Source organism: Kingella kingae ATCC 23330, from assembly GCF_900111845.1.
GTDB classification, from domain to species: domain Bacteria; phylum Pseudomonadota; class Gammaproteobacteria; order Burkholderiales; family Neisseriaceae; genus Kingella; species Kingella kingae.
Genome location: NZ_FOJK01000006.1, coordinates 1 through 21,840 on the forward strand (window position 1 = coordinate 1; position 21,840 = coordinate 21,840).

Consider the following 21,840-nt stretch of genomic DNA (forward strand, 5'->3'; position numbering starts at 1 on the left):
CTATACGCTACTCACCACAAACCGTCAAATAATTTCTAGCACTTTTTTACAACTTTTTTGCAATTCTCTGTTTTTCCACAACTTTTATTTTTCAACTTCTTGGAAATTGGAATTCGGTAAACTCAACACAGCACAGGTAGAGCGACTCAACGCTATGCTCTCTCTTAATCATGTAAATGAAAATAACAATGTGCAAGCTGCTTTTCTACACGAAGCAGCCTGCACTTTTTATTGCGCTACGATTTACGATAAGGTGCGGTAACGCAGGAATTTAACGGTGAGCAAAATGCCGATGAATACGGCTGGCACGGTCAATGCTAATGCTACGGTCGAGAAATTCCAGCCTGCGTTCAGCATCCATGCGCCTGCAAATGCGGAGATAATCGCGCCTGTGCGTCCGATACCGTGCATCCAGCTGTTGCCTGTGGCGCGTGCTGGCAATGGGAAGAAGTTGCTCGACAAGGCGTTCATGGCTGTACCACCGCCGTTGAAGCCTGCACCAATGACGAATGCTACGATACACATGAGCAGGTATTCGCCACCGATGTTGCTCATCACAACCAACATGATTGCACCCAAGACGTAGGCTGATGTAATGACGCGATGTGGTTCAAATTTGTCCATGAACCAGCCGAGCATGACTGAACCAAGTGGGCCGCCCAATTGGAACATGGCGGAAATAATCGCGGCTTGTGATGTAGTCATGCCTGATTCTTTAATCATGGTTGGCATCCAGCTGCCGAGCAAGTACACCAAGAATAAGTGCAGGAAGTAACTACTCCACAATAGGATACTGCCCAAGCGATAGTGGCTGTTCAATGCGATTTGAATGGGGCTTTCTTTGACATCGGTGCTGGTATTAGGTGGCGTTGGTACGGTGAATGTGGTTCGGCAGTGGTTACACCTGGTGCGCAACGTTCTACGATTTTGCGGATTTCTTCGCGTTGCCCGCCTTTTAATACCAAGAAAGTGAGCGATTCTGGCAGGTAAAGAACATCACAACGGCGGTGATAATTGGCAATACGCCACCCAATACGAATACGCTTGCCCAACCAAAATGGGGCACCATCCACGCTGCCAAAAAGCCGCCGCCTGCTGCGCCTACGGTAAAGCCTGCGAATACAATCGTTACCAATAAAGATGCGCGTTTAACGGGCGAGTATTCTTTGACCAAAGTGGCAACCATCGGCATGATACCGCCCATGGCAAAGCCTGCAATAAAGCGATAAACGATGAATTCTGTTTTACTGGACGCGGTGGCAACCAACAAAGTAAACAAACCAAAAATGAATACGCTGGCAGTCAGCACTTTGCGGCGACCGAATTTATCGCCCAACGGCCCTGCGGTGAGTGCGCCAAAGGTCAAGCCAAACAAGGCTGCCGACAACACGGTAGCTAAATCGCTGTTTGTCCAGTTCCATGCTTCTTTGAGGGCTGGGCCTACGAAGCCCATAATCACTACGTCAAAACCGTCCATCACCACAATCAAAAAGCTGATGAATACGATAAATTTTTGATACGCGCTCACATCTCGGCTGTCTAGCAGCTCGCGTACATCGATATTGTTTCCCGACATACTGCAACTCCTAATTTAAGGTTGCAGGCTGCTTTGATAAAACCACAAAAGCAGCCTGCACTTTATTTTGTTTGATGAAGATTGAATGAAAGATTAGTAACGAATATCTGCCAATTCACGCAAGCGTTGCGCGGTGGTGGTTGGCAAATTGAAGTATTCCAATTGAAGTATTCCAAATACACAGGAATTTGTTCAAACAGTATATCTACGCCCACTTGAATGGTGCAGCCTTTTGCCTGACAGGCTTGTAAAAAGGCGGTTGGCTCGGATTTGAGTACCACATCGCCCACAAAAGTTTGGCTGGATACTTTGTCCAAATCCACAGGCATTGGGTCGCCCTCTTTCATGCCCATTGGCGTGGCGTTTACCAACAAATCAAAGCCTGTTGGGTCGTTGCTGGCGTATTCCAGTTGCAAGTTTGGATAATGTTCTTGCAAACGTGCGCCCAATTTGCGCGATGATTCTTCGTTTACATCAAACAACGCCAAACGCGCTATACCAGCCGCTGCCAAGCTCGCTGCGATTGCCGAACCTACGCCGCCATTACCGACTACCATTGCCGACTTGCCTTTTGGCTCAAAGCCTTTGTTTTTGATGCCGCGTACAAAGCCTTCGCCGTCAAACAAATCGCCTTCCAATTTGCCGTCTTTACCCAAACGAACGGCATTGACTGCACCTGCGATTTGTGCGGTTTTGGTAATGCGATCCACGCCCAGCATTTGCGCGGTGGTTACTTTGTGTGGCATGGTAACCAACGCGCCGATGATGTTGCTCAACTTGAACACGGCTGGCAAAAATTCGGCGTAGTCTTCCGCTTTTGAACCCATTGGCACAACCAACGCATTGATGCCTGCATCGGCAAAATACGGGTTGTAAATCATGGGCGATGTGAAGGTGTGTGTAGGATAACCAATGTGGGCAATGATTTCGGTGCGTCCATTGATAAGCATAATTGAGTCTCCTGATGTGTTTAGATATATAAAGCAGCCTGCACGCCCATTATTCATTACTACCAATGTGCAGGCTGCTTTTTATAGTGAAGTGAAATTTCAATAGTACTGCGTTGCCAACGTCCTTATGTGCTATTCCTATTCGCACACGGCGGACGTTGTCGCCTTGTCCTATTTTTATTTCACTTCACTATGTGTTTACTGCTATTTTTTCTTGCGTGCGACAAATTGTAATGCCGCTTCGTAGCCAAATGTTCCCAAGCCCACAATCACGCCTGTTGCCTTGTCCGACAAATAAGAATGATGGCGGAATGCTTCTCGCGCATGAACATTGGAAATATGCACTTCTACAAACGGAATATCGACACCGCCCAATGCATCGCGGATTGCCACGCTGGTATGCGTGTACGCGCCTGCGTTGATGATAATCCAATCTACTTTGCCGCGTGATTCGTGGATTTTGTCCACAATCGCACCTTCATGGTTGTGCTGAAAACATTGCACCGACAAGCCCAATTCGCCTGCCAATTTGCCCAATTTATTTTCTACATCGGCAAGGGTTTCTGCGCCATAAATATGCGGCTCGCGCAAACCCAGTAAATTGAGATTAGGGCCGTTGATGACCAAAACATTCATTTGATTTCCTTTCGTTGAACTATACAGGCAGCCTGCACGTCGATTTTACACGATTTAACGAAACTGAACATAGTTCGAAATCATCACTTCGCCGCGCATAATCAATCGCGCCGTTCGCAACAAAGCCGAGCTAGTAACCATGCCTTGCGAATCCAATGTGAGTACCACGCTAAATTCGCCGCTTGGGTGTTCTACCGAAATGGTGCTTTTCGCGTCAAAAGCAGCCTGCACATTGCTCAAACCATCTGCAACTGTGCCGCGCATCACGCACGCGGTGGCAACGGTAACCGCTGCTAACACGCCCACTGCATCGTGGCAAACGTGTGGAATAAAGCAACGCGTGTGAATCGCGCTGCCATCAATCGCTTTGTTGAGCAAACACATTTTGGGGTAGTTTTTATCGCGCACATCGCCCAAACCCATTTTTTCAGCAGCCACCAAACGCAGGCGTTCCAAAGTCGCTTTCAATTCGGTGTCGGCGTTCAAATCGGCAACGCTTTCATAAGCTGTGCGATTTAAATCCGCCACACAAACCAAAACCATGAGCATACCATTGTCGATACAAGTCGCGTCCAGCGAACCGAAGTCGCCCAAATCAAACGTATCCAGCACTTGACCTGTGGGCAACAAACTGCCTGCGACCGAGCCTGCGGTGTCCAAAAAATTGATTTCAATGGGGGCAGATGTGTTGGGTACGCCATCAATTTTGGCATCGCCATCATACGAAATTTCGCCGTTGGGCGTTTGCACAGTAATATCCGCCAGCATGCCTGTGTTTAAGGTCAGCACGCGCACGGTTGTGGTGTCGCCTTGCGCTTGAATCATGCCGCGCTCCAAGGCAAACGGCACAACGGTTATATAGTCATTACTCAAACTAACAGCTATAACAAAAATAAATAAACAACCATGACTTTAAAGTGCAGGCTGCTTTGCGTTTGCACCACATCATGAATTATTTTAATATGCCAGCCTTATCTCATTCATTGAATACACATCACACACATCATGGACAGCATCATAGAACTTCGCCACCTACGCACCTTGTTGGCATTGGAAGAAACAGGCAGCGTATCGCTTGCCGCCCAGCGCGTGCATTTGACCCAATCTGCCTTGTCGCACCAAATCCGCGTGTTGGAAAACTATTTTGACACGCCATTATTTGAACGCAAATCCACGCCATTGCGCTTCACACCAGCAGGCGAACGCTTGCTCAAACTCGGGCGCGAACTGTTGCCGCGCGTTGCCGCTGCCGAACGCGACTTAATGCAAATTATCCACGGCGACGCAGGCGAATTGCGCGTGGCGGTGGAATGCCACACCTGTTTTGATTGGCTGATGCCTGCCATGGGCGTGTTCCGTCCGCAATGGCCACAAGTGGAATTGGACATTGTATCGGGCTTTCAAGCTGACCCTGTGGCGTTGTTATTGACGCACCGTGCCGATTTGGCGATTGTGTCCGAAGCCGTGCCGCAAGCTGGCATTGTCTATCAGCCTTTGTTTGCCTACGAAATGGTTGGCATTTGCGCCCCAGACCACGCATTGGCGCAAAAAGAAATCTGGCAAGCGGAAGATTTCATTAACGAAACGCTGATTACTTATCCTGTGCCAGACGATATGTTGGATTTGTTACGCAAAGTGCTGTTGCCACGCGGCATCAACCCCATGCGCCGCCATAGCGAGCTGACGATTGCGATTGTGCAACTGGTGGCAAGCAAACGCGGTATTGCCGCCCTGCCCTATTGGTCGGTGATGCCGTATGTAGAAAAACAATATGTCGTGGCGCGAACGCTCACCGACACGCCACTGCAAAGCGAGCTGTATGCCGCCATTCGCAGCGAAGATGCCGATTGCGCGTATTTGACCGATTTTTGCGATATTGTGCGCGAAGAAGGTTTTGCCAATTTACCTGGGTTGAGCGTGTTGGCGATGAAGTGAATCAACAATCAATAAAAAAGCAGCCTGCACTTTTTGTTTACTTAAAGTGCAGGCTGCTTTTTGTATAGTGAAATGAAATCGCAATAGTACGGCGTTGCCAACGCCCTTATGTGCTATTTGCACGGCGGGCATTGTCGCCTTGTCCTATTTTTATTTCATTTCACTATAACTACCCAACCATTTACCAATAAATCTGCGCCAAAATCAAGCCAAAAATCAAGCTAAACACCATACTCAACAAACCTGGCAACATAAAGCTGTGGTTGAAAATGTATTTACCAATGCGCGTTGAACCTGTGGTATCAAAGTCAATCGCGGCAATAATTGGGCCATAGTTAGGAATGAAGAAATAGCCGTTTACCGCCACAAAAGTCGCAATAATAATCGGCGCAGGCACGCCCAGTTGAATCGCCACAGGGAACAAAGTCGCCACAGTTGCGCCTTGGCTGTTTACCAGCACCGACAATACAAACAAGGCAAATGCAAATGTCCACGGAGCAGCCTGCACCAAGCCAGACACGGCTTCTTTTACTTCGGTTAAATGACCTTGCATTAAGGTGTCGCCCAGCCATGCAATACCAAATACGGCAATCACGGCGCGCATACCTGCGTGGAAAACCGAGCCTTTGGTAATCGCATCGGCATCAGGTTTGCATAACCAAATAATCAATGCGCCTGCTGCCAACATCACAATTTCAATCGTGTGTGCCATACCCATTGGCTTGCCTTCAAACACAGGACGCAGCGACGGCATCGCGCCCAGCAACACCACCAACAAAGCGGCAAACAAGAAAATGCCTACCGATAATTTCGCGGTTTTGTTTACCGCATCGCCAGAAGCAGCCTGCACATTGGCCTGGTCTTGTGCCGCATAGTTAGGGTCGCGCAACAAGGCTTGATAATGCGGGTCGTCTTTTAATTCTTTGCCCAGTTTATTGACAAACACACACGCTAAACCAATGCCCAAAATGGTCGCAGGCACGGTTACTTTTAACACATCGCCCAAGGTGATGTGTTGCGGTTCTAAAAAGGTAACGGTTGCTACCACCGCTGCTGCAATCGGGCTGGCGACAATCGCGAATTGTGATGCAATCACTGCCATCGTCAAAGGACGCGATGGGCGAATACCGTTGCGGCGGCTCACTTCGGCAATCACGGGCAATACCGAATAGGCAACGTGTCCTGTACCTGCCAACACGGTAAACAAATACGTTACCGCAGGCGCAATAAACGTGATGTATTTGGGATTTTTGTGCAGCACTTTGGTTGCAATTTGAATCATATAATCCAAACCGCCTGCCGCTTGCATGGCCGCTGCCGCGCTCACGACTGCCATAATCATCAACATCACATCAATGGGTGGGCTGGTTGGCGCGAAACCAAAACCAAACGTCAGCACCGCTAAACCAATGCCACCAAACACGCCCAAACCAATACCGCCTTTTTGTGCGCCAACCAAAATGCAAAACAACACAATGGCAAATTGAATCAAAAACAACATCTTATATACAAACTTTCTGTTAAAACTGAAATAAAACTACCAAATTTTACCATTTTATCGTATTTTTTGTAATTGAATTCAACTATCCACTCTAATTAGCTATCACGCAACCCAATCCGCCAAACCATTTGCCAACGGAGTCGGCATGGCATAGTCCGCCCAATCGCGGTGCGGCAACCACAAGCAGCCTGCACTCGGTACGGGCGTGTCGTTTGCCACACGCAACACATACGGCACAATTTCCAACGCGCGATGCGTCAGGCGATGGGCAATGCTGGCGCGTTCTTCGGCATCTTGCCAATTTGCGCCACACGCGGTGGCACAGTTCGCCAAATCGTGCAGGCTGCTTTGTTCTGGCACACCATACAAACCTGCCCAAATGCCGCGATTGGGGCGTTTTTGCACGCAAATTGCACCGTCTTCGCGCACCAAAATCAACCAAAAAAGCGTCTGCTGCTTTACGGCAACAGGCGTTTTTTTGCGCGGTAAAACATCGGTTAAATTTTGTTGATATGCCAAGCACTTATCCGACATGGGGCAGCGCGAACATTGCGGTTTGCTGCGTATGCAAAGGGTCGCGCCCAAATCCATTAAACCTTGCGTGTAGGCGGGCATATCGCTAGATTGTTCGGGCAGCAGGCTTTCTGCCAACGCCCATAATTCGCGCTCAAAGGCTTTGTTTTGCGGCTCACCGTCTTGGGCGAACACGCGGCACAACACGCGCTTGACGTTGCCGTCCAAAATCGTTTCTCGCGCACCAAAGACAAAGGCAGCAATCGCGGCGGCGGTGCTGCGTCCTACGCCTTTTAGCTGTTCCAATTCCAGTCGCGTGCTGGGGAATTGTCCGCCAAAATCTTGCACGATTTGTTGCGCGGCAGCCTGCAAATTTCGCGCTCTGCTGTAATAGCCCAAGCCTGCCCACAACGCCAAAACCGTATCTTGTTCAGCGGCTGCCAAGTCTTGCACGGTGGGCAAGACGGCAACAAAGCGCGTGTAATAATCGCGCACCGTGCTGGCTTGCGTTTGCTGTAACATAATTTCTGACAGCCACACACGATACGGGTCGCGCACTTGCCAAGGGAAATCGTGCCGTCCGTGTTCGCGCTGCCAAGCAACCAAGCGTGTGGCGAAATCAGGGAAGTGTAGGGTTGTGTTCATTTTTATAATGTGGATAAAAGGTGCAGGCTGCTTTTTGTAGATTTCAAAAGCAGCCTGCACTTTGTTTTAATTGATTAGATGGATATTATTTTTGCCAAGTATCTTTCAGCCCAACCGTTTTATTGAAAACAGGCGTTTGCCCTTGCTTGTGTTCAAAACGGTCGGTAACGAAATAACCAATTCGCTCAAATTGCCAACGGCTTTCGGGCGGCAAATCGTTTACCACACTTTCCGCGTAAGCCGTGATTTCTTGCATAGAATTGGGGTTCAAGAAATCGGTAAACGGCACATATTCGCCGTCATCGCCGCGCACCGCGTCAGGGCGTTCAACGGTAAACAAACGGTCGTACAAACGCACTTTCACAGGCACAGCGTGTTCCGCAGACACCCAATGGATTACGCCTTTCACTTTGCGCCCTTCGGGATTTTTACCCAACGTGTCGTGGTCAATACTGCATTTTAATTCAACGACTTGACCATTTTCATCTTTCACGACTTCATCGCATTTCATCACATAACCATGGCGCAAACGCACTTCGCCGCCCAAGGTCAAACGCTTCCAACCTTTTGGCGGTTCTTCGGCGAAATCGTCTTGTTCAATGTAAATTGTTGATGAAATTGGCACATCGCGCTCGCCAAAACTGTCGTTATTTGGGTGGAATGCGGCGGTACGGCTTTGCGTTTTGCCCGCTTCAAAATTTATCAGCCTAACTTTCAATGGATTAACCACTGCCATTAAACGCGGCGCAGAGTGTTCCAATTCTTCGCGGATTGCACCTTCCAAAACGTCCATATCAACTACATTTTCCGATTTGGAAATGCCGATACGTTTGGCAAACAAACGCAAACCTTCGGGCGTGTAACCGCGTCTTCTCATGCCTGAAATAGTCGGCATGCGTGGGTCGTTCCAGCCTGAAACGTGATTTTCTGTAACAAGTTGATTTAATTTGCGTTTTGATGTGATTGAGTACAGCAATTCCAAACGCGAAAATTCATATTGGCGTGGGTGGCTTGGGCTAGGAATATTGTCCAACACCCAATCATACAATGGGCGGTGCGCTTCAAATTCCAATGTACACAAAGAATGTGTAATATTTTCAATGGCATCGGAAATGGCGTGGGTGTAATCATACATTGGGTAAATGCACCATTTGTCGCCTGTGTTGTGGTGGTGGGCGCGGCGAATGCGGTAAATCACAGGGTCGCGCAAATTCACGTTGCCCGATGCCATGTCAATTTTCAAGCGCAAGGTTTTACTGCCGTCTTCAAATTCGCCGTTTTTCATTCGCATGAATAAATCTAAATTTTCTTCAATACTGCGTTCGCGGCAAGGGCTGTTTTTGCCCGCTTCGGTTAAAGTGCCGCGATATTGGCGCATTTCATCTGCTGTTAAATCATCAACATAGGCTTTGCCGTCTTTGATTAAGCCGACTGCGTAATCAAATAATTGGTCAAAATAATCGGAAGCGTAACGCGGTTCGCCATTCCATTTAAAGCCGAGCCATTGAACATCTTCTTTAATGGAATCAACGTATTCTTGGTTTTCTTTTTCGGGATTGGTGTCGTCAAAACGCAAATTGCACAAGCCGTCATACACATACGCCAAGCCAAAATTCAAGCAAATAGATTTGGCGTGTCCGATGTGCAAATAGCCGTTTGGCTCGGGCGGAAAGCGCGTTTGAATGGCGGTGTGTTTGCCTGATTTCAAATCGTCTTCAATAATGGTGCGGATAAAATGGTTATCGGCGAATTGGTCTTTGTTTAGCATGATTTCTTTCTCTAAATATAAATGCAGGCTGCTTTTTCAATCGCGCGATTTTACCTTAAACCGCTTAAATTGTATGCACACAAAAAGTGCAGGCTGCTTTGGCAAGTAAAAAAGCAGCCTGCACTTCAATATCAACCGATTACGCTAATTTCGCATTCACATCACGCAAAGCAGTACGCAAACCTTCTTCAATCACAGGGTGATAGAACGCCAAATCCAACATTTGCGGCACAGTCAAATTCAACTGGTGCGCCCACGCCAACAAGTGCGCGATGTGTTCGGCAGCAGGCCCAACCATTTCCGCACCCAAGAATTTGCCTGTTGATTTTTCGGCATACACACGCAAATGACCTTGATTAACCAACATCACACGGCTACGCCCTTGATTTTTGAATGAAACTTCGCCAATCGCCACTTTGCTGTCAAAATCATCGCCAAACTGCGCTTTCAAACCTGCAAAACGATTACCAATAGACGCGATTTGCGGAGTGGTAAATACCACACCAATCATGCTACGGCGTAAACCTTTGGAAATATTGGGATATTTACCTGCATTTTCGCCTGCGATTTTACCTTGGTCGCTGGCTTCGTGTAGCAACGGCAGTTGGTTAGACGCATCGCCTGCAATGAAAATATGTGGAATGCTGGTTTGCATGGTGTACGGGTCAGCGGTTGGCACGCCACGTGCATCGCGTTCAATGTTGATGTTTTCCAAACCGATGTTGTCCACATTCGGACGGCGACCTGCGGCAGCCAATAAATAATCCGCCACAAACACACCACTTTTGCCGTCTTGCTCCCATTTCACTTCCACTTTGCCGTCTGCATTTAAAGAGACTTCAGTTTTCGCGTCCAAATGCAAAGGCAACTCTGCGCCAAAAATCGCTTTGGCTTCGTTGGATACAACTGGATCAGAAATACCGCCAATCGCACCGCCTACGCTGAAAATTTCCACGTTCACACCCAAGCGTTTTAAGGCTTGACCCAATTCCAAGCCAATCACACCTGCGCCAAACACGGCAACGCTTTCGGGCAATGTGTCCCACGAAAACACGTCATCGTTGATGATGCACTTGTCACCCAAGACTTCCCATTGTGGGAAAACAACAGGGCGCGAACCTGTGGCGATGACAATGCGCTCTGCCGTGATTTGCGTGTGGTCGTCAATTTGGACGGTGTGTTCGTCAATAAATTTAGCCGCGCCCATGATGCGTTTATCTGCGTCCCACTCTTCCACGTCTGACACGACAAAGCCAACGAAACGGTCGCGCTCAGATTTCACGCGATTCATCACTTCTACACCATTGACTTCAATCGAACTTTTGTCCAAATGCACACCAAATGGGTCGGTATGCAAAGCGTGATGACGCGATTCTGCCGCTGCAATCAACAATTTTGACGGCATACAGCCGACACGCGCACAAGTCGTACCAAATACATGGCTTTCAATCAAATATACATTTTTGGTATGCAACAAGGCATTGCGATACGCACCCATGCCAGCTGTTCCACCGCCAATCACTACTACGTCTGCTAGAATTTTTTTCATAGCTAAATCCTTATAAAGTTGAAAATATTTTAGTTAAAATCAATAATTATGATGCATAAAAAGAGTTACTCAGACAGCCTGCATCATAACAAAATATTGCAGGCTGCCTGAATAACCCTGTGGGCTATTCAGGGGGCAACGGCTAGAAAAGGAGGAGAAAACTAGCACGCTACCCAATGGGCGCGACAGAAAAGGAGGAGAAAACTGCCACGCCACGGGGAACACTTATTATGCGAAATATTTTTCCAAATCTTCGCTGCCACCGATGTATTTGCCACCGATGAACACTTGTGGTGCAGTCGCTTTGCCAGTAATCGCGCGTACAGAAGTGATAGACGCATCACGACCCAACACGATTTCTTCAAATGCATAGCCTTTTTCTTTCAACAAAGCTTTGGCTTTGGCGCAGAATGGGCAACCTGGTTTGGTGATGATAGACACAGACTCGTGTGGTGTCCAAGTTGGGTCAATGTATTTCAACATCGTGTCAGCGTCAGACACTTCGAATGGGTCGCCGTCTTTTACTGGCTCGATGAACATTTTTTCGATTTTACCATCTTTAACCAGCATAGAGTAACGCCATGAACGGTCGCCAAAACCCAATGCCTCTTTGCTTACCAACATGCCCATGCCTTTGGTGAATTCGCCATTACCGTCTGGTACAACGATGATGTTTTCAGCTTCTTGGTCAGCCAACCAAGCGTTCATCACAAATGTGTCGTTTACAGAAATACAAACAATGCTATCTACACCGCGTTTTTTGAATTCTGCTGCCAATTCGTTGTAGCGTGGCAAGTGAGTTGAAGAGCAAGTTGGCGTAAACGCGCCTGGCAATGAGAACACGGCAACGGTTTTGCCTTTGAACAAGTCGTCAGTAGAAACATCTACCCACGCATCATCTTGTCGTGTGTGGAATACGACTGCTGGTACGTTTTGACCTTCTAATTCTGCTGCTGTTTTGATTTGTACAGACATTTTATATCTCCAAATGTGGGTTAGTAACGAGGCGGATTATACCTATTGATTTGAATTGCTTGCAATTTATTTTCACAATGAAAACCGTTGCACAAAACTATGCAGGCAACATTAGGGCATCCAAAGCAGCCTGCATTTTCGTTCTATCGCATAGAAGCAAATCATCTTGACATCATTGTATGATTTATCGTTTAATCGACACCTTATCTTATGCCGATTTGACACAGCTTGCGGGCAAACAGCTAAGCTAGGACGATGAATTTTCAAAGCCCGTTGTGTTCGTGCATCGGGCTTTGTTGCATTGAAAAGACCACACAATGATTGTATTAGACCAAGTTACCAAAACCTTCCAAACCCGCGACAACACGCGCTTTACTGCCGTTGAGCCGACCAGTTTAACCATTGAACAAGGCGAAATTTTTGGCTTAATGGGTTATTCGGGTGCAGGCAAATCCACGCTGTTGCGCCTAATCAATTTATTGGAGCGACCCGATTCGGGCAAGGTTTTGGTAAACGAGCAAGATTTAACCAGCCTAAACGAAGCGCAACTACGCCAAGCACGACAACAAATCGGCATGATTTTTCAACAGTTTAACTTGTTGAGCAATCGCACTGTTGCCGAAAATGTCGCGTTTCCGTTGGAAATTGCAGGCTGGGATAAGGACAAAATCGCGGCGCGTGTTGCCGAATGCTTGGAAATTGTTGGGCTAACCGAACGCGCTGGGCATTATCCCGCGCAACTTTCGGGCGGACAAAAACAACGTGTGGGCATTGCTCGTGCGCTTGCGCCCAATCCGAGCGTGATTTTGGCAGACGAGCCGACTTCTGCGCTTGACCCGATTACCACACGCAGCGTGTTGCAATGTCTGCGCGAAATCAACGAGCGATTTAAAGTAACCATTGTAATTGTTACCCACGAAATGAGCGTGATTCGCAAGCTGTGTCATCGCACCGCATTGCTGCATCAGGGCAAATTGCTGGAAGTGGCGCAAGTGCAAAATGGCACAATTTTGGCGCAATCGGAAATTGGACAGGAATTGCTGCGCGATGATTAAAAGCAGCCTGCACCGCGCAATTGCCGATGTTTTGCTGGCTATTGGCATCTCGCTGCCGATTATTGGCGCAACCATTTGGCTGCATTCTCTATACATTGGCTGGTGGTATCTCATCATCGTTTTGTTTGTGCCGATTGCGCTGTCCACATTGGCTCAACCCAAGCCATTTTTTATCACAGGCATGGCGTTGAGCCAGAATCTTCTGCTGTGGCTCGTGTTGTGGCAAACGATTGTCTCGCACGAACCTGCGGTGTTGCTGCACATAATAGGTATGCTGGGTTGGTCAATCGGCTGGCTAATAGGATTGCTGCGACAAAAGCTATATCGCTCGCATCGTTCCGCTTTTTGGAATGGATTAGGTATGCCGTTGCTGGGCGTTTTCCTATTGCTTTTACTAATAGGATTGGGCGTTTGACTGTTTGATGATTTATTGGATAATTGATAAACAAAAAAGCAGCCTGCACTTTAAATCAACCAAATAAACGAAGTAAACAAAATGAATTTTGAAAACTTAAACAAACTGCTACCCGACTTCAAACAGGCGATTGTGGAAACGCTAACCATGGTGGGTGTGTCGGCAACCGTGAGCGTGATTTTGGGCGGACTGTTGGGCGTGTGGCTGTTTACCAGTGGCTATGAGCAAATTTTCGCCAATCGCCCGATTCATCGCACACTTGGCACGGCGGTTAGCTTTATGCGTGCGTTTCCGTTTGTGATTTTGATGATTGTGGTGATGCCATTGACGCGCTTAATTGTTGGCACATCGTTTGGCCCGCTTGCCGCTAGCGTGTCGTTGAGCATTGCAGGCTGCTTTTATTTTGCGCGATTGGTGGAACAGAATTTAAAAGAAGTTTCGCGTGGCGTAGTAGAAGCCGCGCAGGCTATGGGCGCATCGCCTAGCACGATTGTGTTCAAAGTGCTGTTGAGCGAAGCGCGTTCTGGCTTGGTGTTGAGCATTACGATTTTGCTGATTGGCTTGCTGGAAGCCAGCGCGGCAGCAGGTTTAATTGGCGGTGGTGGCATTGGCGACTTGGGTATTCGCTACGGACACCAGCGTTATATGCCCGATGTGATGATAGCGGTGGTGGTGTTGCTGACTGTGTTGGTGGTCATCATTCAAACCACAGGCAATTTTATTTCGGGCAAACTGAATAAACGGTAAGCATTGTTTTTAGTACAAAGCAGCCTGCACTTTAACTGTTTTCATGCAGGCTGCTTTTATCACATCGCAATCATATCCCCAATCATCTATTATATAGTGGATTAAATTTAGATTAGGACAAGGCGATAACGACCGCCGTGTACGCGTAGTACATAAGGGAGTTGGCAACGCCATACTAATCTAAATTTAAATCACTATACAAAATCTCAGCCTGCACTTTTTGTTAATAGAAAGTGCAGGCTGCTTTGCCCTTTTGCGCTAATCAACTACGATAATCCGCATTAATCGCCACATATTCTTTGGTCAAATCGCAAGTATAAACCGTAGCGTGGTGCGTGCCTGCGTTCACATCAACGCGCACCAAAATTTCCGCTTCGTTCATCACGCGCTGACCGTCTGCTTCTTGATACGATGCCGCGCGTCCGCCTTGTTCCGCCACCAAAACATCGCCCAAATACAAACGCAATTTGTCCACATCAACCGCTTCGCCCGAATAGCCAATCGCCGCCAAAATGCGCCCTAAATTGGGGTCGCTTGCCGAAAACGCGGTTTTAACCAACGGCGAATGGGCAATCGCATAGGCAATTTTTCGCGCATTGTGCAGGCTGCTTGCGTTTTCTACACGCACGGTAATGAATTTGGTTGCGCCTTCGCCATCGCGCACAATCGCTTGCGCCAATTCCAATGCCACTTGTTTTAATAAATCATAGACTTGTTGATAGCGTGGGTCGGCAATGTTGTCAATTTCGTTTTGTCCGCATTTGCCTGTGGCAATTATCACGAAGCTGTCGTTGGTGCTGGTGTCGCCATCTACCGTAATGCAGTTGAAGGTTTCGTTGGCGATGTCTTCGGTCATTTGCTGCAAAATGGGTTGGGCAATATTCGCATCGGTGGCGATAAAGCCGAGCATGGTCGCCATGTTCGGGCAAATCATGCCTGCGCCTTTGGAAATGCCTGTGGCGCGAACGGTGTGATGATTGCCTACTCGCGCTTCGGCACTAGCGGCTTTTGCTACGGTGTCGGTGGTCATAATCGCACGCGCTGCCAAACCCCAATCCACTTGGCGGATTTTGAGCAATGCGTCCACGATTTTTTGAATCGGCAACGGTTCTAAAATCACGCCTGTGGAAAACGGCAACACTTGTTCGAGCAAGCAGCCTGCACTTTTTGCCGCTGCTGCACACATTTGCAGCGCGTGTTGTTCGCCCGATGCACCCGTGCCAGCGTTAGCGTTGCCTGTGTTGATGATGAGTGCACGAATACCGTTTTCGTTGAACAAATGACGTTTTGCCACGCGAACAGGTGCAGCGCAGAATTTGTTTTGCGTAAACACCGCAGCCACAGTGCTTTCAGGCGACAACAGCATCAGCGTTACGTCATCGTGTTGGGCTTTTTTGATACCAGCTTGCGCAGTAAACAGTTGCACGCCATCAATCAAACGCAGTTGGTCGGGCGATTTTTCGGTTAAGTTCACAGCCATGATGCTTCCTTTCGTTTTGTGAAATAAACAGATTTGGTCAAAGCCGCAATGTAGCATAAAATAGCGTTTTTTGACTATCTAGGCAGCCTGCACATGATTGCAACCATCATTGATTTTATTCTCCACATTGACCAGCATTTGGTCGCGCTCACCGCTCAATACGGCGCATGGCTGTATGCGATTTTGTTTTGGATTGTGTTTTGCGAAACAGGATTGGTGGTTACGCCATTTTTGCCAGGCGATTCATTGCTGTTTGCCGCAGGGGCGGTGGCAGCGGCATCGCAAGGCAATTTGAATGTTCACGCTGTGGTGGGCGTATTGTTGATTGCCGCCATTTTGGGCGATGCCGTTAATTTTGCGATTGGCAAATACTTTGGCGCAAAACTGTTTGCCAATCCCAACAGCAAAATCTTTAAGCAAGAATATTTGCACAAAACCCATGCGTTTTATGAAAAATACGGCGGCAAAACCATTATTTTGGCGCGATTTGTGCCGATTGTTCGCACGTTTGCGCCGTTTGTGGCAGGCATGGGCGATATGAATTACAGCAAATTTATTCGCTACAACATTATTGGCGCGTTGGCGTGGGTGTTGTCGCTGACGTATTTGGGCTATTTGTTTGGCAATTTGCCAATGGTGAAAGACAATTTTGGCAAAGTTGTGATTGGGATTATTGTGGTGTCGGTGTTGCCAATGGTGTTTGAAATGATTAAAGCGAAAATGGGTAAACAAAATGACACAAAATAAGCGCGTACTCGTGATTTTTTCGGGTGGACAAGATTCCACTACTTGCCTGATTCAAGCCATCGCGCAATATGGCAAAGACCATGTGCAGGCGATGACGTTTGCCTATGGACAACGCCACGCAATTGAATTGCAACGCGCCACCGAAATCGCCCAAGAACTCGGTATCGCCCAAACGGTGTTGGATTTGTCGCTGGTGGGCAGCATTACGCACAACGCGCTGATGGACAGCCAAGCGCGCATTCAAACCCAAGACAACGGTTTGCCCAACACGTTTGTGGACGGACGCAATGCACTGTTTTTGCTGTATGCCGCCATTTATGCCAAATCGCAGCAAATTCACGATATTGTGATTGGTGTGTGCGAAACCGATTTTTCGGGCTACCCCGATTGTCGCCAAGTGTTTATTGATTCCATGCAGCAAACTTTGCAACTGGCAATGGATTATGAATTTAGACTGCATACGCCGTTGATGTATCTGACCAAAAAGCAAACGTGGGCATTGGCAGACGAATTGGGCGCGTTGGATTTTGTTCGCACGCGCACCCACACTTGCTATATGGGTGTGGACGGCGGTTGCCACGAATGCCCAAGCTGCGTGTTGCGCGAACGGGGTTTGCAGGAATATTGGGCGGAATGTGAACAGAATAAAAAGCAGCCTGCACTTTAAAAGTGTTAAACTGTACATCTTTAATGCACACAAAGGGAATATCATGCCCCAAGTGATTAGCCATGAAAACCAACGCATTGCCTTTCGTATCAGCAGCGAAGATAAGGCTATTTTGACCAAAGCCGCCGAATTAAGTCATACCAATATGACGGAATTTATGTTGCAACTGGTATCAATTATTTGGTGCAACACCTTTGCACGATGAGCCACTCGCGCTGATTTTGGCATTCTCGCAGTTTAAATAACAAAACATCATGCTAGACCAACTCCCACACAATCTCCCTTCTGTTAGCAGCATTATCTACACGCTGGATATGATAGGCGTAGCAGCCTGCACCGTTGCCGCAACCATGCTTGCCAAACGCCTAAACTTTGACATGTTTGGCGCATTTATGATTTCGTTTTTAGGCAGTGTGGGCGGTGGCACGGTGCGCGATTTGCTGCTCAATCGCCACCCGATTTTTTGGCTGCACGATTTGAATTATCTGTATTGGATTTTTGCCGTGTCGCTGGTGGTGCAGATTTTTTATCACAGCTTTGACCGCGTGGACAAAGCCTTGCGCTGGTTTGACGCGCTGGGCTTGGCAGCATTCACCATTATTGGGGCGCAGGCTGCTATTTCGCGTGGCATGAGTGCGCCGATTGTGCTGCTTATGGGCGCGATTACATCAGTTGCAGGCGGCATGATGCGCGACATTGTGTGCCGCAAAATTCCGCTGGTGCTGCAAAAAGAAATCTACATCACCGCGTCTATTATAGGCAGCGCGTATTATTTGGCGTTGCCGAGCCATTGGGCGGGCGACTGGTTTCGCAGTATTTCGGCAATGTGTTTGATTTTTGCGATTAGAATGCTGGCGGTGTATCGCGGTTGGAATTTGCCCACTTTGACTTTGCCTAATCGGCGCAAATAAGTGCAGGCTGCTTTTGCCACCTCAATTTATAGTGGATTAAATTCAAACTAGGACAAGGCGACAACGACCGCCGTGTACAGCTAGTACATAAGGGAGTTGGCAACGCTGTACTAATCTAAATTTAATTCACTATAATTCACTATAATTTCGCCTTGTCCTAGTTTAATATTGCTTAAAAAGCAGCCTGCACTTTCAATTAATAGAAAGTGCAGGCTGCTTTTTGATTTCGCGCAATTTTATTCCACACGCACCGCCATTGTGCCAAGTAATTGACCCAAATCGTTGAACAAAGTTTCGTTTACTTCCACCGCCCAATGCGTGCTGGGCAGCAATGTGCCACGCGCCTTGTCGTTTTGATAGTAAATTTGCACAGGAATGCGTTTGTTTTCGCTTTGAGTATAGGGCTGCAACAGCGCAACCAACGCATCAATATCGTGTTCGGGGCGCAAATGCAATTTCAAGCAGCCTGCATAATGCAATCGTGCTTGGTTGAGCGTGTACACCGCATTGACGTTGATACGCAAACCGCCGTCCGATTTTTCGCCGCGGTCTTCGCGCACACGGCAATCGCAAATCAAAATTTGGTCGGCTTGCAACAATTCGCGTGGCGTGTTTTCCAGCGTTTCGCCCATCAGCAAGACTTCGTGCGTTGCCGAATCGTCTTCCAACACAATGGCAACCATTTTGCCTTTTTTGGTGTTGATGGTGCGCACCGATGTGACAAAGCCTGCAATGCGTTGGCTGTCGTTTTGGGCGCGTAAATGTGCCAGCTTGGTCGGGGTAAATCGGCGCACTTCCGCTTCGTGTGGTTTGAATGGGTGTCCACTCAAATAAAAGCCGATGGCGGTTTTTTCTTCGGTTAATTGTTGCGCCAAATCCCACGCAGGTGCAGGCTGCATTTGGATTTCGTCCAACGCATCGTCCAACATATCAAACAAACCGCCTTGCGTGGCGTTGCTGGATTTTTGCTCGGCATTTTGCAACGCTAATTCCACGTTTTCCAACAGCATCGCGCGATTGGGTTCGATGCTATCAAACGCGCCACCACGAATCAGGGCTTCAATGGTGCGGCGATTAATGTGCTGCTTGCCCATGCGTTCGCAAAAATCAAACAGGCTAACAAATTTTCCACCGCGTTCACGTTCCGCCACAATCGCGTTGATTGCTGCTTCGCCCGTGCCTTTAATCGCGCCCAAAGCATAACGAATCTGCTTGTTCTTGTTGGGGATAAAGCGATAAAACGATTCGTTGATATCGGGCGACAAAAAGCTGATGCCGTTTAATTTACTCCGCGCATCGTCATAAAACACTTTGAGCTGGTCGGTGTTGTCCAACTCGCTTGACATGGTTGCCGCCATAAATTCGGCAGGATAATGCGCTTTAAGCCACGCCGTTTGGTACGACACATAAGCATATGCCGCTGCGTGCGATTTGTTGAAACCATAGCCTGCAAATTTTTCCATGTAGTCAAAAATTTCATCGGCTTTTCCTTGGCTAATGCCTTGTTCGGCTGCACCTTTGGCAAAAATTTCGCGGTGTTTTGCCATTTCTTCGGGTTTCTTTTTACCCATCGCACGGCGCAATAAATCCGCACCACCCAAGGAATAGCCACCAATCACTTGAGCCGCCTGCATCACCTGTTCTTGATACACCATAATGCCATAAGTCGGTTCAAGCACAGGTTCAAGCAAAGGGTGCAAATATTCAAAGTCTGCGCCTTTCATTCGCGCCACAAAATCGGGAATGTTCTCCATTGGACCGGGGCGATACAGCGACACAAACGCAATCAATTCTTCAAACTTGGTCGTGTGCGCGGTTTTGAGCATTTGCTTCATGCCGCTGGATTCAAACTGGAACACGGCGGTGGTGTTGGGTGGGCTGCGGAAAATTTGATAGGCTTTTTGGTCGTCCAGCGGAATGTAGTTCACGTCCACCACATTGCCTGTGGTTTGCTTGATGAAATTTTGCGCCATTTCGATAATCGTCAGATTTCGCAAGCCCAAAAAGTCAAATTTTACCAAGCCAATGTCTTCCACATCGCCCTTGTCATACATCGACACAGGCGACGAGCTTTCATCGGCTTGATATACGCCACAAAAATCGGAAATCTTGCCCAACGCAATCAACACGCCCCCTGCGTGCATACCCAAATTACGCGTTAAATCTTCCAATTTCATTGCCAATTCCAGCAATTCTTCGGCTTCTTCTTCTTGAATGATTTTACCGATTTCGGGCTCTTCTTCCAAAGCAGCCTGCAATCCAAGTGGCTTGTTTTGCACCACTGGCACAAGCTTGGACAAACGGTCGCACAAACCAAACGGCAGCTGCAACACGCGCCCCACATCGCGAATCACGGCTTTGGACGACAGCGTACCAAAGGTCACAATTTGGCTAACCGCTTCTTTGCCGTATTTTTCGCGCACATATTCAATGACACGACCGCGATTAGCTTGGCAAAAGTCAATATCAAAGTCGGGCATGGACACACGCTCTGGATTTAAAAAGCGTTCAAACAGCAGCGCGTATTTGAGCGGGTCTAGGTCGGTAATTCGCAACGAATACGCCACCAACGAGCCTGCACCCGAACCGCGCCCCGGCCCAACGGGGCAACCATTGTTTTTTGCCCAGTTAATGAAGTCTTGCACAATCAAAAAATAACCAGGGAAGCCCATTTGGATAATGGTTTGCAACTCAAAATCCAAACGCGCTTGGTATTCGGGCATTTTTTGGGTGCGTTCGTCTTCGTTGGGATACAGCACCGCCATACGTTCGCGCAAGCCTTCGTTGGATAAATGCACCAAGTAATCGTTCAAATCCATGCCGTTTGGCGTGGGGAAATTGGGCAATACAGGCTTGCCCAGCGTTAAAGTCACGTTGCAGCGTTTAGCAATTTCCAAGCTGTTCGCCAACGCTTCGGGAATATCGGCAAAACGCTCCGCCATTTCTTGTGGCGACACAAAATATTGGCTATCGACAAAATTTTGCGGACGCTTTTTGTCTGCCAACACCCAGCCACCAGCAATACACACTCGCGCATCGTGCGCCTTAAAATCTTCGCGTTGCAAAAACTGAATCGGATGCGTTGCCACCACAGGCAAATCCAATTCCGCTGCCAAGTGCAGGCTGCCTGCGACACATTGTTCCCATTCGGGCTTTTCGTTTAGGCGTTGCAATTCCAAATAAAACGCATTGGGAAACCACGCTGCGTATTTTTGTGCAGCAGCACGTGCATCAGCCACATTATCCAACAGCAAATGTCGCCCTACTTCGCCCTGTTGTGCGCCCGACAAACAAATCAGGCCCGAATTGTCGCCGTTTGCCAAATCGCGTTCCAACACTTTGGGGCAATGCAAATCGCGCCCATCGCCTTCGTAGGCAGCGGTGAGCAATTCTGCCAAACGCACATAGCCTTGATGATTTTTTGCCAGCAGCAACACGCTGTAAAAATCATCGGCTTGATTGGGATTTTCTACGCGAATATCTGCGCCAATAATCGGCTTGATGCCTTTTTTGCGACACGCTTTATAAAATTTGATTAAGCCAAACGTGTTCATCAAATCGGTTAAAGCCAGCGCAGGATAGCCCAACTTGGCGGCATGGCTGGCAAGTTCCGACACGCGAATGATGCCATCTGTAATCGAAAATTCGGAATGCGCCCGAAGTGGGACAAAGATAGAATTAGACATAAGTGCAGGCTGCTTTTTTGAATAAATTGGGCGGTATTTTAGCATATTCGGTAAAAGTAGCCTGCACGGCAAAAAGCCCCACAA

General features: G+C 48.0%; 21 protein-coding genes. 9 read left to right on the forward strand and 12 right to left on the reverse strand.

Translation table 11 applies throughout. The features are described from left to right. On the forward strand, positions 1-262 hold a 262-nt coding region (locus BQ5809_RS11215; RefSeq protein WP_234982865.1), incomplete at its 5' end, for a hypothetical protein. On the opposite strand, the gene BQ5809_RS11220 is transcribed toward BQ5809_RS11215, so the two are convergent. The 5 genes from BQ5809_RS11220 to BQ5809_RS02060 form a co-directional block, all read right to left on the reverse strand. Further along, positions 244-915 carry an MFS transporter gene (locus tag BQ5809_RS11220; protein WP_003788192.1) on the reverse strand — a complete coding sequence of 224 codons (672 nt, stop codon included), beginning with the start codon at positions 913-915 and terminating at the stop codon, positions 244-246. The two genes, BQ5809_RS11215 and BQ5809_RS11220, sit on opposite strands and share 19 nt — an antisense overlap. Positions 916-955: 40 nt before the next feature. Next, positions 956-1,576 (reverse strand): MFS transporter, encoded by a 621-nt coding sequence (locus tag BQ5809_RS11225; RefSeq protein ID WP_003788194.1) that lies wholly within the window; start codon positions 1,574-1,576, stop codon positions 956-958. A 62-nt stretch (positions 1,577-1,638) separates the two neighbouring features. Next, positions 1,639-2,526: a shikimate dehydrogenase family protein gene (locus BQ5809_RS02050; RefSeq protein ID WP_003788195.1), complete on the reverse strand. Its 888-nt coding sequence runs from the start codon at positions 2,524-2,526 to the stop codon at positions 1,639-1,641. Between the two features lie 204 nt (positions 2,527-2,730). Further along, on the reverse strand, positions 2,731-3,162 hold the full coding sequence (gene aroQ / locus BQ5809_RS02055; RefSeq protein WP_003788198.1) for a type II 3-dehydroquinate dehydratase: 432 nt from the start codon (positions 3,160-3,162) through the stop codon (positions 2,731-2,733). Between the two features lie 54 nt (positions 3,163-3,216). Further along, on the reverse strand, positions 3,217-4,035 hold the full coding sequence (locus BQ5809_RS02060; RefSeq protein ID WP_003788200.1) for a PrpF domain-containing protein: 819 nt from the start codon (positions 4,033-4,035) through the stop codon (positions 3,217-3,219). A gap of 132 nt (positions 4,036-4,167) precedes the next feature. On the opposite strand from BQ5809_RS02060, the gene BQ5809_RS02065 reads away from it, so the two are divergent. Then, positions 4,168-5,097: a LysR family transcriptional regulator gene (locus BQ5809_RS02065; RefSeq protein ID WP_003788203.1), complete on the forward strand. Its 930-nt coding sequence runs from the start codon at positions 4,168-4,170 to the stop codon at positions 5,095-5,097. Between the two features lie 181 nt (positions 5,098-5,278). On the opposite strand, the gene BQ5809_RS02070 is transcribed toward BQ5809_RS02065, so the two are convergent. From BQ5809_RS02070 to BQ5809_RS02090, 5 genes are all read right to left on the reverse strand, one after another. Continuing rightward, positions 5,279-6,598, reverse strand: coding sequence for an anaerobic C4-dicarboxylate transporter (locus tag BQ5809_RS02070; protein WP_003788205.1), 1,320 nt, complete (start codon positions 6,596-6,598; stop codon positions 5,279-5,281). 102 nt (positions 6,599-6,700) lie between these two features. Then, the gene (gene mutY / locus BQ5809_RS02075; protein ID WP_174259097.1) at positions 6,701-7,756 is read right to left on the reverse strand and encodes an A/G-specific adenine glycosylase; all 1,056 of its coding nucleotides are present in this window, start codon (positions 7,754-7,756) and stop codon (positions 6,701-6,703) included. Positions 7,757-7,841: 85 nt separating this feature from the next. Beyond that, positions 7,842-9,524, reverse strand: a complete 1,683-nt coding sequence (locus BQ5809_RS02080; protein WP_003788208.1) for a glutamine--tRNA ligase/YqeY domain fusion protein — start codon at positions 9,522-9,524, stop codon at positions 7,842-7,844. Positions 9,525-9,663: 139 nt separating this feature from the next. Then, positions 9,664-11,073, reverse strand: coding sequence for a dihydrolipoyl dehydrogenase (locus BQ5809_RS02085; protein ID WP_003788209.1), 1,410 nt, complete (start codon positions 11,071-11,073; stop codon positions 9,664-9,666). A gap of 228 nt (positions 11,074-11,301) precedes the next feature. Beyond that, positions 11,302-12,048, reverse strand: coding sequence for a glutathione peroxidase (locus BQ5809_RS02090; RefSeq protein ID WP_003788211.1), 747 nt, complete (start codon positions 12,046-12,048; stop codon positions 11,302-11,304). 317 nt (positions 12,049-12,365) lie between these two features. Between BQ5809_RS02090 and BQ5809_RS02095 the strand changes: the two genes are divergently transcribed. From BQ5809_RS02095 to BQ5809_RS02105, 3 genes are all read left to right on the forward strand, one after another. Continuing rightward, a complete protein-coding gene (locus BQ5809_RS02095; RefSeq protein ID WP_003788213.1) occupies positions 12,366-13,103 on the forward strand; it encodes a methionine ABC transporter ATP-binding protein in 738 nt (245 codons plus the stop codon). Further along, a complete protein-coding gene (locus tag BQ5809_RS02100; protein WP_003788215.1) occupies positions 13,096-13,518 on the forward strand; it encodes a hypothetical protein in 423 nt (140 codons plus the stop codon). The genes BQ5809_RS02095 and BQ5809_RS02100 overlap by 8 nt, the downstream gene beginning before the upstream one ends. An 81-nt stretch (positions 13,519-13,599) precedes the next feature. Beyond that, positions 13,600-14,265 (forward strand): methionine ABC transporter permease, encoded by a 666-nt coding sequence (locus BQ5809_RS02105; RefSeq protein ID WP_003788216.1) that lies wholly within the window; start codon positions 13,600-13,602, stop codon positions 14,263-14,265. A 262-nt stretch (positions 14,266-14,527) separates the two neighbouring features. Here the strand turns inward: BQ5809_RS02105 and argJ are convergent, their stop codons facing one another. Next, positions 14,528-15,745 carry a bifunctional glutamate N-acetyltransferase/amino-acid acetyltransferase ArgJ gene (gene argJ, locus BQ5809_RS02110; protein ID WP_019390054.1) on the reverse strand — a complete coding sequence of 406 codons (1,218 nt, stop codon included), beginning with the start codon at positions 15,743-15,745 and terminating at the stop codon, positions 14,528-14,530. 93 nt (positions 15,746-15,838) lie between these two features. Here argJ and BQ5809_RS02115 point away from each other — a divergent pair, with 93 nt between their 5' ends. Genes BQ5809_RS02115 through BQ5809_RS02125 form a run of 4 tightly spaced genes read left to right on the forward strand, consistent with a single transcriptional unit; the run spans position 15,839 to position 18,070 of the window. After that, complete coding sequence (locus BQ5809_RS02115) at positions 15,839-16,492, forward strand: DedA family protein (protein WP_003788222.1); 654 nt, start codon at positions 15,839-15,841, stop codon at positions 16,490-16,492. Beyond that, entirely contained in the window at positions 16,479-17,159 is a 681-nt protein-coding gene (queC, locus tag BQ5809_RS02120) for a 7-cyano-7-deazaguanine synthase QueC (protein ID WP_003788223.1), read from the forward strand. The genes BQ5809_RS02115 and queC overlap by 14 nt, the downstream gene beginning before the upstream one ends. A 43-nt stretch (positions 17,160-17,202) precedes the next feature. Next, on the forward strand, positions 17,203-17,364 hold the full coding sequence (locus tag BQ5809_RS10160; RefSeq protein ID WP_003788225.1) for a type II toxin-antitoxin system TacA family antitoxin: 162 nt from the start codon (positions 17,203-17,205) through the stop codon (positions 17,362-17,364). A gap of 49 nt (positions 17,365-17,413) precedes the next feature. Then, the gene (locus tag BQ5809_RS02125) at positions 17,414-18,070 is read left to right on the forward strand and encodes a trimeric intracellular cation channel family protein (RefSeq protein WP_003788226.1); all 657 of its coding nucleotides are present in this window, start codon (positions 17,414-17,416) and stop codon (positions 18,068-18,070) included. A gap of 236 nt (positions 18,071-18,306) precedes the next feature. On the opposite strand, the gene dnaE is transcribed toward BQ5809_RS02125, so the two are convergent. Continuing rightward, positions 18,307-21,756: a DNA polymerase III subunit alpha gene (dnaE, locus tag BQ5809_RS02130; RefSeq protein WP_032827822.1), complete on the reverse strand. Its 3,450-nt coding sequence runs from the start codon at positions 21,754-21,756 to the stop codon at positions 18,307-18,309. Positions 21,757-21,840 lie beyond the last annotated feature (84 nt).

Excerpts from the sequence above, each read along its gene's own strand:
- BQ5809_RS11225 (WP_003788194.1), bottom strand. The coding sequence starts at position 1,576 with ATGTCGGGAAACAATATCGATGTACGCGAGCTGCTAGACAGCCGAGAT.
- BQ5809_RS02050 (WP_003788195.1), bottom strand. The coding sequence starts at position 2,526 with ATGCTTATCAATGGACGCACCGAAATCATTGCCCACATTGGTTATCCT.
- aroQ (WP_003788198.1), bottom strand. The coding sequence starts at position 3,162 with ATGAATGTTTTGGTCATCAACGGCCCTAATCTCAATTTACTGGGTTTG.
- BQ5809_RS02065 (WP_003788203.1), top strand. The coding sequence starts at position 4,168 with ATGGACAGCATCATAGAACTTCGCCACCTACGCACCTTGTTGGCATTG.
- BQ5809_RS02070 (WP_003788205.1), bottom strand. The coding sequence starts at position 6,598 with ATGTTGTTTTTGATTCAATTTGCCATTGTGTTGTTTTGCATTTTGGTT.
- mutY (WP_174259097.1), bottom strand. The coding sequence starts at position 7,756 with ATGAACACAACCCTACACTTCCCTGATTTCGCCACACGCTTGGTTGCT.
- BQ5809_RS02080 (WP_003788208.1), bottom strand. The coding sequence starts at position 9,524 with ATGCTAAACAAAGACCAATTCGCCGATAACCATTTTATCCGCACCATT.
- BQ5809_RS02085 (WP_003788209.1), bottom strand. The coding sequence starts at position 11,073 with ATGAAAAAAATTCTAGCAGACGTAGTAGTGATTGGCGGTGGAACAGCT.
- BQ5809_RS02090 (WP_003788211.1), bottom strand. The coding sequence starts at position 12,048 with ATGTCTGTACAAATCAAAACAGCAGCAGAATTAGAAGGTCAAAACGTA.
- BQ5809_RS02095 (WP_003788213.1), top strand. The coding sequence starts at position 12,366 with ATGATTGTATTAGACCAAGTTACCAAAACCTTCCAAACCCGCGACAAC.
- BQ5809_RS02100 (WP_003788215.1), top strand. The coding sequence starts at position 13,096 with ATGATTAAAAGCAGCCTGCACCGCGCAATTGCCGATGTTTTGCTGGCT.
- BQ5809_RS02105 (WP_003788216.1), top strand. The coding sequence starts at position 13,600 with ATGAATTTTGAAAACTTAAACAAACTGCTACCCGACTTCAAACAGGCG.
- argJ (WP_019390054.1), bottom strand. The coding sequence starts at position 15,745 with ATGGCTGTGAACTTAACCGAAAAATCGCCCGACCAACTGCGTTTGATT.
- BQ5809_RS02115 (WP_003788222.1), top strand. The coding sequence starts at position 15,839 with ATGATTGCAACCATCATTGATTTTATTCTCCACATTGACCAGCATTTG.
- queC (WP_003788223.1), top strand. The coding sequence starts at position 16,479 with ATGACACAAAATAAGCGCGTACTCGTGATTTTTTCGGGTGGACAAGAT.
- BQ5809_RS10160 (WP_003788225.1), top strand. The coding sequence starts at position 17,203 with ATGCCCCAAGTGATTAGCCATGAAAACCAACGCATTGCCTTTCGTATC.
- BQ5809_RS02125 (WP_003788226.1), top strand. The coding sequence starts at position 17,414 with ATGCTAGACCAACTCCCACACAATCTCCCTTCTGTTAGCAGCATTATC.
- dnaE (WP_032827822.1), bottom strand. The coding sequence starts at position 21,756 with ATGTCTAATTCTATCTTTGTCCCACTTCGGGCGCATTCCGAATTTTCG.